We start from the raw sequence: 15,239 nt of genomic DNA on the forward strand, positions 1-15,239 counted from the left end.
ATCAGAACGATTGTTCTGGAAAAACTCTAAAGCTGTGGCCAGTTTTTGTTGACCACTACAATTTTCAAAAGTCCGAAAAGCGTATGTATCGCGGATTAATTACTTATTTCCTAAGATTATGAAACCCCAATATTAATATGCAAATAAGCAATTAATAATCCCGTTTACTCCCTCGGTCTTTTAAAATTCTCACCTTCATTCAGCCGGTTTATGTCCTTCATGTCTTCGTTCTTTCACGGCAGATTTCTGCATCCAGGCGTGTTTTCGTTATGCGTTTTGCTTCCTGTACTCGCCAGCGCCACCACATCACACATCTCTTTCAGCTACGCCGCCCGCCAGCGGATGCAAAACCGTGCGCGTTTATTAAAACAGTACCAAACCCATCTGAAAAAACAGGTCAGCTATATTGTGGAAGGCAATGCCGAAAGCAGAAAGGCGCTGCGCCAGCATAACCGCGAACAGATAAAACAGCATCCTGAATGGTTTCCTGCGCCACTCAAGGCGAGTGACAGACGCTGGCAGGCACTGGCAGAGAACAACCATTTCTTAAGCAGCAATCATCTGCACAACATTACCGAAGTAGCGATCCACCGCCTGGAGCTGCAGCTTGGTAAGCCCTACGTCTGGGGCGGCACGCGGCCCGATAAAGGCTTCGACTGTAGCGGGTTAGTTTTTTATGCCTACAACAAGATCCTCGAGGCGAAACTTCCGCGCACGGCGAATGAGATGTATCACTACCATCGGGCGACGATTGTGGCGAACAACGACCTGCGCCGGGGGGATTTGCTGTTTTTCCATATTCATAGCCGTGAGATAGCTGACCATATGGGCGTGTATCTGGGCGATGGACAGTTTATCGAGTCGCCACGCACCGGGGAAACCATTCGGATAAGTCGCTTAGCCGAACCTTTCTGGCAGGATCATTTTTTGGGCGCGCGACGGATTTTGACGGAAGAGACAATTTTGTAAATGGGTAATATTGACGATCAGGCAAAGGGTCGGATGCCATGCGGCATCCGGCCTGTTTACATCTGGGCTGAAAACTCACGTTCTAAGACATCAACAATGAGCTGGTTTTTTGAAATGGAATGTTGCCTGGCGACGATGGTCAGCCGTGAATCGATGTGATGAGGAACGCGCAGCGTCAGGCGTTTTTGCTCTTCTTCTTCACGAAAAGGGGCAATGCCGTCCTCTTCACAATCTGCAATCCACTCATCCAGCGCGCTTTCACCTTCACGGTACAATGCTTCAATGCTTGTGGCCACAAAGTCGCAATAACCATTTACATTAAGGAATTTGCCGCGAAATGCGTTGATATCAGCTTCAAATGTCACTGCGGCTGGTTGACCTTTAATCGTAATAATGTTCGATGCTTTATTCATAATCTACCCCTACACAGTTAACAAACCACTCCTTAAGACCTGCTACTGCGCCTTTATCCATCACATTTTTTGGATGTGGCTCATGTGTACTGAATTTGGTCGTTCCAATCTGAAATTTCCGTCTGGAACCATTGTTATTTTTTATTGTTCCACCCACGGCTTTAATGAGTGCAACAACATCATCCCATTTAATTCCAGATTTTGGCGGCTCCGTCATAACATCGTCGAATGTTTTTCTATGGCGAGAGCCTAACGCGCTGACCTTAATCATACTATCAATCCATGACGTCATTGTATGGTGTCATCGTAGTCCGATTATAATATGACGTCAACTAATGGTGTCAGATTCTGCAAAGGGTGAAATAATCCCCCCAATCAACTCAACGCCCCCATAATCTTCAACTCCAGCTCATCCGGCACTTCGTTATACGACAGCACATGCAGCCCCGGCGCAAACAATCTCGCATAGCGCGCCAGCAAAGGACGTAACTGCGGCGGCACCAGCAACACCGGGTCTTTCCCCGCCGCTTTCATCTGCTCTTTCACCTGCGGCATCGTGCTCTGGAACTGGTTGAGCATATTCGGGTCGACCGGCACGCTGTCGAGCATCACTTTGCCGCCCTGCTGTGCCTGATTCACCACGTTGGTCAGCAGATTTTCCAGCTCATTGTTCAGCGTATACACCGTCAGCTCCTGCTTGCGCACGAACGGATGGGTAATGCTGCGCCGCAACGCCAGGCGCACATCAGCTGCCAGCAGAATATGATCTTTGGTCACCGTGCTACTGGCGACCAGCACGGTGGCGATGGTGACGATATCGCGCAGGGAAACGCCCTCGGTCAGCAGCGCCCGGTACACTTTCAGCAACTGGCTGTAATTCAGCGCCGCGCTTAAATCTTCCGCCAGGCGCGGCGCCATCGACGACAAACGGTTATGTAACTGCGTAATATCGTCATAGTTAAACAAATCAGGGATATAGCTGCGCACAATCTTGTTCACATGGGTGGCAATCACGCTGGCGCTGTCGATCACCTGATACCCCATATTCAGCGCCTTCGCTTTCTGCGCAGGCTGGATCCAGGTCACCGGCATCCCATACGCCGGGTCATTCCCCAGCACGCCGTCTATCTCGCCGTAAGTTTCGCTGGAGGGCAGGGCCATCAGTTTATCCGCCGGAATATCCGCTTCATCAGCCTTAATGCCGTTGATGAAAATAGCGTACTGGCTGGGCTTGAGGCGGAAGTTTTCCCGAATACGGATCTCCGGCAGCAGCACGCCGTTGCCGTCGGAAATCACCTGCCGCACGCCGCGAATTCGCTGGGTGAGCGGGTTGCCCTGCGCTTTATCCACCAGCGCCACCAGCTTATAACCGAGGCTTAAACTGATGGGTTCGATCAGCGGGATGGTCTCCCAACTGACCTGTTGCTCGCTGGTTTCGGTGATAGTGCGGGTCAGCGTTTCGAGGCTTTTCTCTTCCGCCTCCGCCGCCTGCGGGCGTTTGCTCATCCGCCAGCCGGTAAAGCCAAGCAGGGCGCTGAACAGCAAAAACGGCAGGTGCGGCATTCCCGGCACCACCGCCAGCACAAACATGATCCCGGTGGCGGTGTAGAGCACCGGCGGGCTTGCCAGCAACTGGTGGCGGACGTCGTGGGCGATATCGCCGTTATCGCTGACGCGGGTGACAATAATCGCCGCCGCAGTGGAGAGGAGCAGGGAAGGGATCTGCGCCACCAGCCCGTCACCGATGGTCATCAGCACATATTGCTGGAAGGCGGCGTCGGCGCTCAGGTTGTATTTGAAAATCCCGATACAGACGCCGCCAATCAGGTTGATCGCCAGAATCATCATCCCGGCGATGGCATCCCCGCGTACAAACTTCGATGCCCCGTCCATCGCGCCGTAGAAATCGGCCTCGCTGGCAACATCTTTACGCCGGGTTTGCGCCTGCGCCTGGTTGATCAATCCCGGCGTTAAGATCGGCGTCAATCGCCATCTGCTTACCGGGCATCGCGTCCAGGGTAAAGCGGGCAGAAACCTCGGAAATACGCTCGGCTCCTTTGGTGACGACGATAAAGTTGATGATCATCAGAATGATAAACACCACGAAACCGACAACAAAGTTGCCGCCAATCACCACCTGACCAAATGACTCAATCACCTTACCCGCCGCACCTGCGCCGAGATGGCCGTGCAGCAACACCACGCGCGTAGAGGCGACGTTGAGCGTCAGGCGCATTAAAGTGGTTATTAGCAAAATGGTCGGGAACAGGCTGAATTCCAGCGGCCTTTTCGCCGACACCGCCACCAGCAGCACCATCACCGCCAGCACAATGTTGAAGGTGAACAGAATATCCAGCAGCGCAGGCGGCAGCGGCAGAATAACCATCGCCAGAATACACAGGATCACCAGCGGTACGCCGAGATTGCCGCCGCGCAGCAGCGCGAGGAACGATTTAGTTGTTTTCGCCATCCAGTTTAAGCACCTCTTTGGGAATGGAAATATGTCTGTTCAGAGCCGGACGCGGCTGTGCGCCGTCGCGCCAGTGTTTCATTTGCAGGACGTAGGTCAGAACGTGGGCGATGGCCCGGTAAAGCTGAAACGGAATTTGCTGATTCACCTGGGTGGTGTAGTAAACCGAGCGCGCCAGTCGCGGGAACTCGACCACTTCCACCTGATTTTCAGTAGCGACCTGGCGAATATAGAGGGCGATTTCATCGGTGCCTTTCGCCACCACAAACGGCGCGGCGGCACGCGACGAGTCATACTGCAACGCAACGGCGTAGTGGGTCGGGTTGGTGATCACCACGTTGGCTTTCGGCACCACTTTGCGGATTTGCCCCATCGCCAGTTGCCGTTGCAGACGCCGCACTCGCGCCTTCACCTCCGGCTTACCTTCCTGATTTTTGTACTCTTCTTTCAGCTCCTGTTTGGTCATCTTCAGACCTTTAGTGAACAGGGCTTTTGCCAGCGGCACGTCGACAAGCGCAAAGAAAATAAACAGGATGACAAAGTTGCGCATCACGCTGGCGTAGAGCGACAAACCATCGTTAATTGCCAGTTTGAACGGTAGCGCCTGCAGGCCGAGAAAGGCGGTAAAGTTATTGCGCAGGCTAATCCACAACATCACCAGCACCACCACCGACTTCACCGTCATCTTCCCCGTTTCCGCCAGATGTTCACTGGAGAACAGCCGCCCAATGCCTTTTAACGGGCTGATTTTGCTGAAATCCGGGAGAATTTTTTTCGGCAGAAATAGCCAGCCGCCCGGCACCAGCGAAGAGAGCAGCGCGGCGGCGGGCATCGGCAGCAAGGTGAGAATAAACTTGCCGAGAATTAACAGATGATGGCGCAGAAACTGGCCGATAACGTCCGGGTTATTAATCTCCTGCGCGTACTGATGCACGCTGATAAAACTCTCGCGCACAAAATCGGCGTACCACGGAAAACTACTGGAGATCACCACAAACGCCGCAAACAGGCTCGCCGCGAGCCCCATATCCTTCGAGCGCGGCAGTTGCCCCTCTTCGCGCGCTTTACGCAGCTTTTGCGCCGAGGGCTTTTCTGTTTTTTCTTCGCTGCTGCTATCCGCCATAGTGACCTTTCAGCGCGTCGAGTTGCTGCAATACAAAATTCGCCAGATGCAGATAGTGATCCGGCAGGTTGTAGAGCAGGGTGGCAAAGCAGACCAGCCCCGCCAGCATGTTGATGGGAAAGCCGAGCGAAAAGAGATTTAGCGGCGGCGCAATGCGGTTGAGCAGGCCAAAGCAGCCCTGCACAATCAGCATGATAAAAGTGGTCGGCAGCGCCAGCAGCGATGCGGACGCCAGCACCCAGCTAAAGGCCAGCGCGATGGTGCGCAGAGTTTGCGGATGCAGCGCGTTGCCAATCGGCCAGTAGGTGAAGCCCTTGTACAATACGCTCACCAGCAGTAGATGCCCGTCCATGGCGAAAAACAGCAGGATCGCGTAGACGTTGATAAGCTCCGCCAGCACGGTGGTCGATGCGCCGCTGCTTGGGTCGTTCATCACCGCCATGCTCATCCCCATATTGAACGAGAGAATTTGCCCGGCCAGTTGCAGCGCCAGAAACAGAAACTGAAACATCAGCCCGAACAACATGCCCCATAAAATTTGCTCCACCGTCAGGATCAGGCTGTTGAGCGATAGCAGGTCGTGGGGAATGGGATGCGGAATTAACGGTGTGATGATGATCGCCAGCGCCAGCGCCATAATAATCCGCACGCGCACGGTCAGGGCGCTGTTATCCAGCACCGGCACATAGCGCAGAAACGCCATAATGCGCACGAAGGGAAACCACAGCCCCAGCGCCAGATCCATCAATTGCGTCACGTCGCTTGTGCGCATCTCAATGAACCAGCAACGCGGCCTGGGTAAACAGGTGAATGCACAGATCGTGCAACTGGATAATCATCCATTTGCCGCACACCCCCAGCACCACCAGCGTGACAATCAGTCTCGGCAAAAAGCTCAGAGTCTGTTCGTTAATCTGCGTTACCGCCTGGAACACGCTCACCAGCAGGCCGACCAGCAGGCTCGGCACCACCAGTACGGAAACCAGCAAAATCACCACTTTTATGCCGCTGGCGACAATGTCGGCGGCTACGTCTACGGTCAACATAATCAGCCCAGCCCCAGCCCGCGAATGCTGGTGGTGAGCGTGCCGATGGTCAGCGACCAGCCGTCGATCAGTACAAACAGCATCAGCTTAAAGGGCAGCGAAACAATCAGCGGCGACAGCATCATCATCCCCATCGCCATCAGTACGCTGGCGACAATCAGGTCGATAACCAGAAACGGGATGTAAATCATAAAGCCAATCTGGAAAGCGGTTTTCAGCTCGCTCAACACATAGGCGGGCACCACGATCGAGAGATCCTGATCGGCAGCATTGCCCTTCGCGCCGCCGATGGTCATGATTTGCGCCATCGCTTTTTTGTCAGTCTGCGCCAGCATAAAGCGTTTCAGCGGCGTAGCGGCGGTGCTCAACGCATCGGTCAGGGTAATCCGATCGTTTTCGAACGGCACCACCGCATGGTCGTAAATATTGAGCCAGACAGGGCGCATCACCAGCATGGTCAGCGCCAGGGCAATACCAATCAGAATGCGGTTCGGCGGCGTTTGTTGCAGCCCCAGCGCCTGGCGCAGCAGCGACAGCACGATAATAAAGCGCGTAAAGCAGGTCATCATCAGCACCATCGTCGGCAACAAACCGACGAGAGTCATCAGAATCAACACCTGAATTTTGACGCTGTATTCCTGGGTGTTGCCGTGGGTCACCACGTTAAGCAGCGCAATATCTCCGCCCTGAGCCAGTGCCAGCGGCGCGAGCGTCAGTAACGCCAGACCCAGCGTCAGTTGAGTGCGGCGTTTCATGGCGCCAGATCGTTGATGTCGCGGGTGTTAAACTCCAGCACGCGCAGGCCGTACTTTTCGTTGACCACCACCACTTCCGCTTTGCCCAGCAGGATATTGTTCACTTTAATATCCAGCGGCTCCCCGGCGAGTTTATCCAGTTCAATCACCGTGTCGTCGTCGATGTTAAGCAGGTCGGCTAACATAATTTCCACCGACGACACCTCCAGCGTTAAGGTCACCGGAATGCGTTTCAGCAGCGTCATCGAGTCGGAAAAGCGGTCTTCCAGGCGGGTGACCAGCGTTTCGGCGTCGGGGGATTTCGAGACAGGCACAACTTCATCAGTGAGGCCAAAATCCCCGGCTAAAATATCTTCTTGCTTACTCATGGCTATTCTCATTTTTGCCCGCCAGCTCCGACAAAAACAGTTTGTCTTTGTCTTCCACAATCAGGGCGCTAAATAATTCAGATTGCCCAATCGCCACCGGGAACGTTTCTCCCAGTGATATGGGTAAAATATCCCCGGCTTTTATCTGCGCCAGATCGGCGACATTCATCGATAGCTCGGCGATTTTGACGTTCAGGGTCAGCGGCAGGGAGCGGATGATTTCTTTAATCAGGGCCGGTTTATTAACGGATTTCGCCACCTGCTGCGGTTTACTGTGCTCGCTGTGGCGGATCAGATTCAAAATAAAATCGGTGTGGGCGTCGTCGAGCAAAATACGAAAGCTGCTCTCTTCGTCGCCCGCAAGGGTAAAGGTTAATTGATATGCCCAGTGGGTAATAACCGTGCTGCTGTCCAGCTTTAATTTCAGCGCAATACCGGAGGTTTGCAGATTAAAAATCAGGGTGCAGATATCCAGCGCCAGACGGTTCTTTAAACGCGTTTCGGTTTTGGTTGGCAGCCCGTTGTGCGCTTTCGCCTCTTCGAGAGATGATTCCAGACCATAAAAATTGCCCAGCAGCATTAATAGCAAGGAGCGATCAATATCAAACGCCAGATGCCCGACCTGGGAAACCATCAGTTCAGCGTTTTTATTAATAATATCCATTTCGCAGCCAATCTTTTTTAAGGTGATATTGCTGCGATGCTTTTTGAGAAAATAGCTGCCCAGATGTGAATCAATCACATCAAAATTCCCCGTAAACAGGGTCGGCAGGCGATGGTAGGGGCGTCCGAGCCGATTACCTTCTAATTTAAAGATGCCTGGCGTTTTACTGTACTTCAGCATGGCTTACTTTCTCTGCTGTAATGGTATGGGTGTTTCTGTGTCCGCAAGTCCGGCAGTGACACAAGGTGAGGTATTAAATAGAGGGAGCGATAAAGGGGCAAATTATTAATCGGGTGAAAAAATAATTAATCGATTAATTGCTTAATGGGAGTGATTTTCGCCAATCAGTCTGCGGTCTGTCCCCTCGCCCCATCCGGGGAGAGGGGTAGGGTGAGGGGGCGTCACAGATGTCGCAATTAGCAGTATTAATATCTAACTCATTGTTTAAACTAAAATAATATTTTTATTATCGTTTAATTCAAACTTATTAATCCTGCCGGTGATACGCTTCAGAACATCCTGATTATTGTCGCTACTGATATCGTTCACCCTATGTCTGAACTTATTGCAACTGCCGCTTCCAGCATTAACGCTTTTACTCTGGCAAAGCGTGTCGCCGCCTTTAACGTGCCGGTCCTGATTCAGGGCGAAACCGGCGCGGGCAAAGAGTGCGTGGCAAAATATATTCACACCGTGGCCTTTGGTGAAAATGAAAACGCGCCCTATATCGGCGTGAACTGCGCGGCGATCCCAGAAAACATGCTGGAATCCACCTTATTTGGCTACGATAAAGGCGCATTTACCGGTGCCATTGCCAGCGTGCCGGGGAAAATGGAACTGGCGAATAATGGCACCTTATTACTCGATGAAATTGGTGAAATGCCGCTGGCATTACAGGCCAAAATATTACGCGTGTTGCAGGAACAACAGGTCGAGCGATTAGGCAGCAACCGACAAATTAAACTCAATTTTCGCCTGATTGCTTGTACCAATAAAAATCTTGAGCAGGAAGTGGCTGCCGGGCGTTTTCGTGAAGATCTCTATTATCGTCTGGCGGTTATTCCCATTACCATGCCGCCGCTGCGTGAACGCCTGAACGATATTATTCCGCTGGCAGAGTCATTTATTAAAAAATACTCAACGGTGCTGGTGAAAAACATCACCCTTTCAGAATCTACCCGCCGGGCGCTGCTGAATTACCGCTGGCCCGGCAACGTTCGTCAACTGGAAAACGCCATTCAGCGGGGAATGATTTTAAATCGCGACGGCGTGATTTTCCCGGACGCATTAGGTCTGCCAGAAACAGATGTAACCGAAAAGACAGAATTGCAATGGCCTGTTCAGCCCACCGCACACATTGCCGAAACCCGCGATTTAGGTCAGCACGGGCGTAGCGCACAATATCAATATATCGCCGACCTGATGCGTAAATATCAGGGCAACCGCAGCAAAATTGCCGACCTGTTAGGCATTACCCCGCGCGCACTGCGCTATCGACTGGCCTCCATGCGCAAGCAAGGTATCGAAGTTTTCTCCTGACCCGGAAGTTAAAAATGAGCATTACCACAATCAACAGCACCATGCAGGCGCAAATCATGCAGGATGTGCAGCGGATGCAGGCCAACGCCCAGGCACCGGTGCTGCCCGCCATGACCTTCAGTTCCACCGACCCAGACGTTTCATTTAACCGCATTATGTACGGCGCGCTCGGTCACGTTGACCAGTTCCAGCAGGTGGCGGAGCAGCAGCAAACGGCTATCGACACGGGCAAAAGTGATGATTTGGCAGGTGCGATGATCGCCAGCCAGCAGGCGTCGCTCTCTTTCTCCGCGCTGGTGCAGGTGCGCAACAAAATCGCCACCGGATTTAACGATCTGATGAGTATGTCGATCTAACACTATGAATGAACTGATCAAAAAGTTAACCCAGGCGTTTCCGGCGTTTCGACTGCGTTTCGCAGATAACAAACGCTGGGCATTGATGGCGGGAGTGGGGCTTGCCGTTGCGGCAACGGCGATTATCGTCAGCGTGCTGTGGACTGCTAATCGCGGCTACGTCTCGCTCTACGGACGCCAGGAAAATCTGCCCGTGTCGCAGATTGTCACCGTGCTGGACGGCGAAAAACTCAACTACCGCATCGACCCGCAAAGCGGGCAAATTCTGGTGCCGGAAGATGAATTGTCGAAAGCGCGCATGACCCTTGCCGCGAAAGGCGTGCAGGCGATATTGCCCAGCGGCTACGAGCTGATGGACAAAGACGAAGTGCTCGGCAGCAGCCAGTTCGTGCAGAACGTGCGCTATAAACGCAGCCTCGAAGGGGAGCTGGCGCAGAGCATCATGTCGCTGGATGCGGTGGAGAGCGCGCGGGTGCATCTGGCGCTCAACGAAGAAAGCTCGTTTGTGGTCAGTGATGAGCCGCAAAATAGCGCCTCGGTGGTGGTGCGTCTGCACTACGGCGCGAAGCTGAATATGGACCAGGTGAACGCCATTGTGCATCTGGTTTCCGGCAGCATTCCGGGGCTGCATGCCAGCAAAGTCAGCGTCGTCGATCAGGCGGGAAATCTGCTGACCGACGGCATCGGCGCGGGCGAGGCGGTCTCTGCCGCTACCCGTAAACGCGATCAGATCCTGAAAGATATTCAGGACAAAACCCGCGCCAGCGTGGCGAACGTGCTGGATTCGCTGGTCGGTACGGGAAATTACCGCGTCAGCGTGATGCCGGATCTCGATCTCAGCACTATCGACGAAACCCAGGAACACTACGGCGACGCACCGAAAATCAACCGTGAAGAGAGCGTACTGGACAGCGACACCAATCAGGTGGCGATGGGCGTGCCCGGTTCGCTCAGCAACCGTCCGCCGATTGCGGCGAATCAGATGACCAACGGTGCGGAAGAAAATCGCTCGCCGGAAGCGTTATCCAAACACAGCGAAAGCAAGCGTGACTATTCATACGACCGCAGCGTCCAGCATATTCAGCATCCCGGCTTTGCGGTGAAACGCCTCAACGTGGCGGTGGTGCTCAATCAAAACGCCCCGGCGCTGAAAAACTGGAAGCCGGAGCAGACCACACAGCTTACTGCGCTGCTGAACAATGCCGCCGGTATTGATGCCCAGCGTGGTGACAATCTCTCGTTATCGCTTCTCAACTTTGTGCCGCAGGCAGTGCCGGTCGAGCCAGTCATTCCGCTGTGGAAAGATGACAGCGTGCTGGACTGGGTGCGGCTGATTGGCTGCGGCCTGCTGGCACTGTTGCTACTGCTCTTCGTGGTGCGTCCGCTGATGAAACGCCTGACGGCAGTACGTGCGCCGGTTATCACACCAGAACCGGAAGCCGTCAGCGAACCATGGATCGCCATGCCGGAAGAGGAGCGTAAAAACGTCGACCTGCCTTCGCTGCCCGGCGATGACAGTCTGCCGTCCCAGAGTTCTGGCCTCGAAGTGAAGCTGGAGTTCCTGCAAAAACTGGCCATGAGCGACACCGATCGCGTTGCCGAAGTTCTCAGACAATGGATTACCAGCAATGAGCGAATTGACAATAAATAAGAGCAACAGCTACCTGGAACAGGCGGCGATCCTGCTGCTGTGTCTGGGTGAAGAAGCGGTGGCGACGGTGATGCAAAAACTCAGCCGCGAAGAAGTGGTGCGCCTGAGCGAAAACATGGCGCGGCTTTCCGGCGTCAAAACCAGCATGGCGCGCAAAGTGATCAACAACTTTTTTGATGAGTTCCGCGAACAGAGCGGGATTAACGGCGCATCGCGCTCTATGTTGCAGGGCATTCTTAATAAAGCTCTCGGAACGGAAATTGCCAGCAGCGTGATCAACGGCATTTATGGCGATGAGATCCGCTCGCGGATGGCGCGCCTGCAATGGGTGGAACCGCGCCAACTGGCGATGCTGATCTCCGAAGAGCATCTGCAATTGCAGGCGGTGTTCCTCGCGTTTCTGACACCGGAAATCTCGGCGGCGGTGCTTTCATATCTCAACGAATCGGTACAAAACGAAATTCTCTATCGGGTGGCGAAACTCAACGACGTCAACCGCGACGTGGTGGATGAACTGGACCGCCTGATCGAACGCGGCCTGTCGGTGCTTTCGGAGCACGGCTCGAAGGTGAAAGGCATCAAACAGGCGGCGGATATCGTCAACCGCTTTCAGGGCAACCAGCAGGTGATCCTCGACCAGATGCGCGAGCGCGACGAAGACGTGCTGGAACAGCTTCAGGATGAGATGTACGACTTCTTTATCCTCAGCCGCCAGAACGAAGAGGTGCGCCGACGCCTGCTCGACGAAGTGCCGATGGAAGACTGGGCGGTGGCGCTGAAAGGTACTGAAGCTCTGCTGCGCCGTTCCATTTACGCGGTAATGCCAAAACGTCAGGCTCAGCAACTGGAAGCGATCACCGCGCGCCTGGGGCCGGTGCCGGTCAGCCGTATCGAACAGATCCGCCGCGAAATCATGGGCATTGCCCGTGAGCTGGAAGAGGCGGGCGAAATTCAGCTACAGCTCTTTGTGGAACAGACGGCGGAGTAACCCATGACCATTGAAACACTGCGCGGGCGCTATCGTCTGCACCGTTTTCCGCCGCGCCAGCGAGCTATGGCGAGTGAACCACTGACCGCAGGGATCAGCGCCGCCGACTACCAGCGCCAGTTAAAAGACGGTTTTCAGGAAGGGCTGCAAAAAGGCTTTGAGCAGGGGATGACCGAAGGGATCGACCAGGGATTTCTTGAAGGTCATCAAAAAGGGTTTGAAGATGGGCGACGTCAGGGCTACACCGAAGGCAGCCTCGCCGGGCAGCAGGAAGGGCGCAAACAGTATGTCGAGGCGGCGCAGCCGCTGGAAGCCATTACCTGTAAAGTAAACGACTTCCTCGCCCATATCGAACGTAAACAGCGGGAAGATTTGCTGCAACTGGTGGAAAAAGTCACCCGCCAGGTGATCCGCTGTGAACTGGCGCTGCAACCGACGCAATTGCTGGCGCTGGTGGAAGAGGCGCTGGCGGCGTTCCCGTCCATGCCGGAAACCCTGCAAGTGATGATGAGTGCGGAAGAATTTAACCGCATCCGTGACGCGGTGCCGGAAAAAGTCAACGAATGGGGGCTGATGCCGTCACTCGACTTAGCGCCGGGCGAATGCCGGGTGATCACCGATAAATCAGAACTGGATATCGGCTGCGAGCACCGCCTTGAACAATGCATGACCGCGCTGAAAGAAACGCTGACGCCGGAGTCGCAGGGTGAGTGATTTTTCTGCTTTCGATAATGCGCTGCGCTCGCTGGAGTCGATTCCATTAGCCCGTGTCGCCGGGCGACTGGTGCGCCTTAACGGCATCCTGCTGGAGAGCGTCGGTTGCCCGCTAATGACCGGACAACTGTGCCGCATCGAAAGCGCCAACCACACGCTGATCGACGCGCAGGCCGTGGGATTTAATCGCGACATCACCTACTTAATGCCGTTTAAACAGCCGGTCGGTCTGATGGCTGGCGCGCGCGTCTTCCCGGAAGAAAAAGCCCACGACATCCTGATAGGCGAAAGCTGGTTAGGCCGCGTGGTTAACGGCCTCGGTGAACCGCTGGATGGCAAAGGGCGCCTGAACGGCAACGACCTTCTGCCGCCGCTGCCGCCATCGGTTAATCCCTTAACCCGCCGTTCGGTGGACGAACCGTTAGACGTGGGCGTGAAGGCGATCAACGGCCTGCTGACCATCGGCAAAGGCCAGCGCGTCGGGCTGATGGCGGGAAGTGGCGTGGGGAAAAGCGTACTGCTGGGGATGATCACCCGCCAGACCAAAGCCGACATTGTGGTGGTCGGGCTGATTGGCGAACGCGGGCGCGAAGTGAAAGAGTTTATCGACCACTCGCTGGGCGCGGACGGGCTGGCAAAGTCTATCGTTGTTGTCGCGCCCGCCGATGAATCCCCACTGATGCGCCTGAAAGCCACTGAACTGTGCCACTCTATTGCTGCCTGGTTTCGCGACCGTGGACATCACGTTTTACTGTTGGTGGATTCCCTGACCCGCTATGCGATGGCGCAGCGTGAAATCGCCCTCTCGCTTGGCGAACCACCCGCCACCAAAGGCTATCCACCATCGGCATTCGGCATGATCCCCAAACTGGTCGAAAGCGCAGGCAACAGCGAAAGCGCAGGATCGATGACCGCCATTTACACCGTGCTGGCGGAAGGCGACGACCAGCAAGATCCAATAGTCGATTGCGCCCGCGCGGTGCTGGACGGGCATATCGTGTTAACCCGCAAACTGGCGGAAGCGGGGCACTATCCGGCCATTGATATCGGCCAGTCGATCAGCCGCTGCATGAACCAGGTCACCAGCCTGGAACATCAGCAATCTGCCCGCGCGATGAAACAACACTACGCTGCCTATATGGAGATCAAACCGCTGATCCCGCTCGGCGGCTACGTGGCAGGCGCGGACGCCAGCGTCGACAAGGCGGTAAAAATGTACCCGACCATCGAGCGATTTCTACGTCAGGAGATGCGCGAACCCGCCTCCCTCGAACTGGTGCAAAGCCGCCTGCAAATCCTCTTTCCTGGCGTCAAAAAGGCAGAACAGTAACCATGCGACAAATCATCGACACGCTGGCGCAGTTGCAACGCCTGCGGGATAAATCGGTCAAGGACAAAACCGTCGAGCTGGCAAAGCAAAAACAGATTTGCGCGGGCTATGACAATAATATCAAGGCGTTAGGCTACCTGGTGGAGAAAACCTCTGCAGGCGCGACGGCGTCGGTGGAATCGCTGAAAAATGTCAGCGGCTACAAAGGCACCCTGCGCAAGGTGATCGCCTGGCAGGAGCAGGAAAAAACGCTGGCCAACATCAAAGCTACGCGAATGCAGAAAAACCTGACGGCGGCGGCCTGCGAAGAGAAAGTGGTGGCTTTGACGCTGGACGACAAACGCCGCGAGCAACAAGAAAGCGCCACGGCGAAAGCGCAGAAAGCGGTGGACGATATCGCCGTGCAGTGCTGGCTGCGGCACAAATTAGCGGAGTAGCCATGAAAACGGTCATCACCTTCGGCACCTTCGATGTGTTTCATGTCGGTCATCTGCGCCTTTTACAACGCGCCCGCGCATTGGGCGAGCGGCTGCTGGTCGGCGTGTCGTCCGACGCCCTGAACATCGCCAAAAAAGGCAGAGCACCGGTATACCATCAGGATGACCGCATGGCGATTATCGCCGGGCTGGCGTGCGTGGATGGCGTTTTTCTGGAGGAATCGCTGGAGCAGAAAGCGGAATATTTGCGCCGCTACAGTGCAGATATTTTAGTGATGGGCGATGACTGGGCAGGGAAGTTTGATAGCTTTGCGTATATTTGTGAGGTGGTGTATTTTCCCCGCACGCCGTCGGTGTCGACGACGGGGATTATTGAGGTGATTAGGGGTAAATCAGCCACCTACTGATTTAATTCC

The 15,239-nt window shown here is 54.7% G+C and carries 17 protein-coding genes and 1 pseudogene; 9 read left to right on the top strand and 9 right to left on the bottom strand.

Annotated elements, in window-relative coordinates; all coding sequences use genetic code 11:
• The first annotated feature begins 219 nt into the window (after window positions 1-219).
• Window positions 220-969, top strand: a complete 750-nt coding sequence (locus tag A7098_RS08455; RefSeq protein WP_123056751.1) for a C40 family peptidase — start codon at window positions 220-222, stop codon at window positions 967-969.
• 56 nt (window positions 970-1,025) lie between these two features.
• On the opposite strand, the gene A7098_RS08460 is transcribed toward A7098_RS08455, so the two are convergent.
• From A7098_RS08460 to A7098_RS08500, 9 genes and pseudogenes are all read right to left on the bottom strand, one after another.
• Window positions 1,026-1,382, bottom strand: a complete 357-nt coding sequence (locus A7098_RS08460; RefSeq protein WP_001030481.1) for a toxin-antitoxin system HicB family antitoxin — start codon at window positions 1,380-1,382, stop codon at window positions 1,026-1,028.
• Window positions 1,375-1,653: a type II toxin-antitoxin system HicA family toxin gene (locus A7098_RS08465; protein ID WP_000598760.1), complete on the bottom strand. Its 279-nt coding sequence runs from the start codon at window positions 1,651-1,653 to the stop codon at window positions 1,375-1,377. Before A7098_RS08465 ends, A7098_RS08460 begins: the two co-directional genes overlap by 8 nt.
• 104 nt (window positions 1,654-1,757) lie before the next feature.
• Window positions 1,758-3,852 (bottom strand): annotated as a pseudogene (gene flhA, locus A7098_RS08470) (flagellar biosynthesis protein FlhA).
• The gene (gene flhB, locus A7098_RS08475) at window positions 3,836-4,975 is read right to left on the bottom strand and encodes a flagellar type III secretion system protein FlhB (RefSeq protein ID WP_105280643.1); all 1,140 of its coding nucleotides are present in this window, start codon (window positions 4,973-4,975) and stop codon (window positions 3,836-3,838) included. The pseudogene flhA and the gene flhB overlap by 17 nt, the downstream one beginning before the upstream one ends.
• Window positions 4,965-5,747 (bottom strand): flagellar biosynthetic protein FliR, encoded by a 783-nt coding sequence (gene fliR / locus A7098_RS08480; protein ID WP_085460376.1) that lies wholly within the window; start codon window positions 5,745-5,747, stop codon window positions 4,965-4,967. The genes flhB and fliR overlap by 11 nt, the downstream gene beginning before the upstream one ends.
• Window position 5,748: 1 nt before the next feature.
• Window positions 5,749-6,021: a flagellar biosynthetic protein FliQ gene (locus A7098_RS08485; RefSeq protein ID WP_000958542.1), complete on the bottom strand. Its 273-nt coding sequence runs from the start codon at window positions 6,019-6,021 to the stop codon at window positions 5,749-5,751.
• A gap of 2 nt (window positions 6,022-6,023) precedes the next feature.
• Window positions 6,024-6,776 (bottom strand): flagellar type III secretion system pore protein FliP, encoded by a 753-nt coding sequence (gene fliP / locus A7098_RS08490; protein WP_085460377.1) that lies wholly within the window; start codon window positions 6,774-6,776, stop codon window positions 6,024-6,026.
• Complete coding sequence (locus A7098_RS08495; RefSeq protein WP_105280644.1) at window positions 6,773-7,144, bottom strand: FliM/FliN family flagellar motor switch protein; 372 nt, start codon at window positions 7,142-7,144, stop codon at window positions 6,773-6,775. The genes fliP and A7098_RS08495 overlap by 4 nt, the downstream gene beginning before the upstream one ends.
• The gene (locus A7098_RS08500) at window positions 7,137-7,988 is read right to left on the bottom strand and encodes a FliM/FliN family flagellar motor switch protein (protein ID WP_000922510.1); all 852 of its coding nucleotides are present in this window, start codon (window positions 7,986-7,988) and stop codon (window positions 7,137-7,139) included. The genes A7098_RS08495 and A7098_RS08500 overlap by 8 nt, the downstream gene beginning before the upstream one ends.
• 372 nt (window positions 7,989-8,360) lie before the next feature.
• On the opposite strand from A7098_RS08500, the gene A7098_RS08505 reads away from it, so the two are divergent.
• From A7098_RS08505 to A7098_RS08540, 8 genes are read left to right on the top strand one after another with little or no spacing between them, the layout of a single operon-like run.
• On the top strand, window positions 8,361-9,347 hold the full coding sequence (locus tag A7098_RS08505) for a sigma-54 dependent transcriptional regulator (protein ID WP_105280645.1): 987 nt from the start codon (window positions 8,361-8,363) through the stop codon (window positions 9,345-9,347).
• Window positions 9,348-9,361: 14 nt separating this feature from the next.
• Window positions 9,362-9,703, top strand: coding sequence for a flagellar hook-basal body complex protein FliE (locus A7098_RS08510; RefSeq protein WP_089521203.1), 342 nt, complete (start codon window positions 9,362-9,364; stop codon window positions 9,701-9,703).
• A 4-nt stretch (window positions 9,704-9,707) separates the two neighbouring features.
• A complete protein-coding gene (fliF, locus tag A7098_RS08515) occupies window positions 9,708-11,354 on the top strand; it encodes a flagellar basal-body MS-ring/collar protein FliF (RefSeq protein WP_105280646.1) in 1,647 nt (548 codons plus the stop codon).
• Complete coding sequence (locus A7098_RS08520; protein ID WP_105280647.1) at window positions 11,332-12,342, top strand: flagellar motor switch protein FliG; 1,011 nt, start codon at window positions 11,332-11,334, stop codon at window positions 12,340-12,342. The genes fliF and A7098_RS08520 overlap by 23 nt, the downstream gene beginning before the upstream one ends.
• Before the next feature lie 3 nt (window positions 12,343-12,345).
• Complete coding sequence (gene fliH, locus A7098_RS08525; RefSeq protein WP_105280648.1) at window positions 12,346-13,056, top strand: flagellar assembly protein FliH; 711 nt, start codon at window positions 12,346-12,348, stop codon at window positions 13,054-13,056.
• A complete protein-coding gene (gene fliI / locus A7098_RS08530) occupies window positions 13,049-14,386 on the top strand; it encodes a flagellar protein export ATPase FliI (RefSeq protein ID WP_105280649.1) in 1,338 nt (445 codons plus the stop codon). The genes fliH and fliI overlap by 8 nt, the downstream gene beginning before the upstream one ends.
• Before the next feature lie 2 nt (window positions 14,387-14,388).
• A complete protein-coding gene (gene fliJ, locus A7098_RS08535) occupies window positions 14,389-14,823 on the top strand; it encodes a flagellar export protein FliJ (RefSeq protein ID WP_085460384.1) in 435 nt (144 codons plus the stop codon).
• Window positions 14,824-14,825: 2 nt separating this feature from the next.
• The gene (locus tag A7098_RS08540; RefSeq protein ID WP_105280650.1) at window positions 14,826-15,230 is read left to right on the top strand and encodes an adenylyltransferase/cytidyltransferase family protein; all 405 of its coding nucleotides are present in this window, start codon (window positions 14,826-14,828) and stop codon (window positions 15,228-15,230) included.
• Window positions 15,231-15,239: the final 9 nt, after the last annotated feature.

Origin of the sequence: Escherichia sp. MOD1-EC7011, assembly GCF_002965005.1 — a bacterium.
GTDB classification, from domain to species: Bacteria; Pseudomonadota; Gammaproteobacteria; order Enterobacterales; family Enterobacteriaceae; genus Escherichia; species Escherichia ruysiae.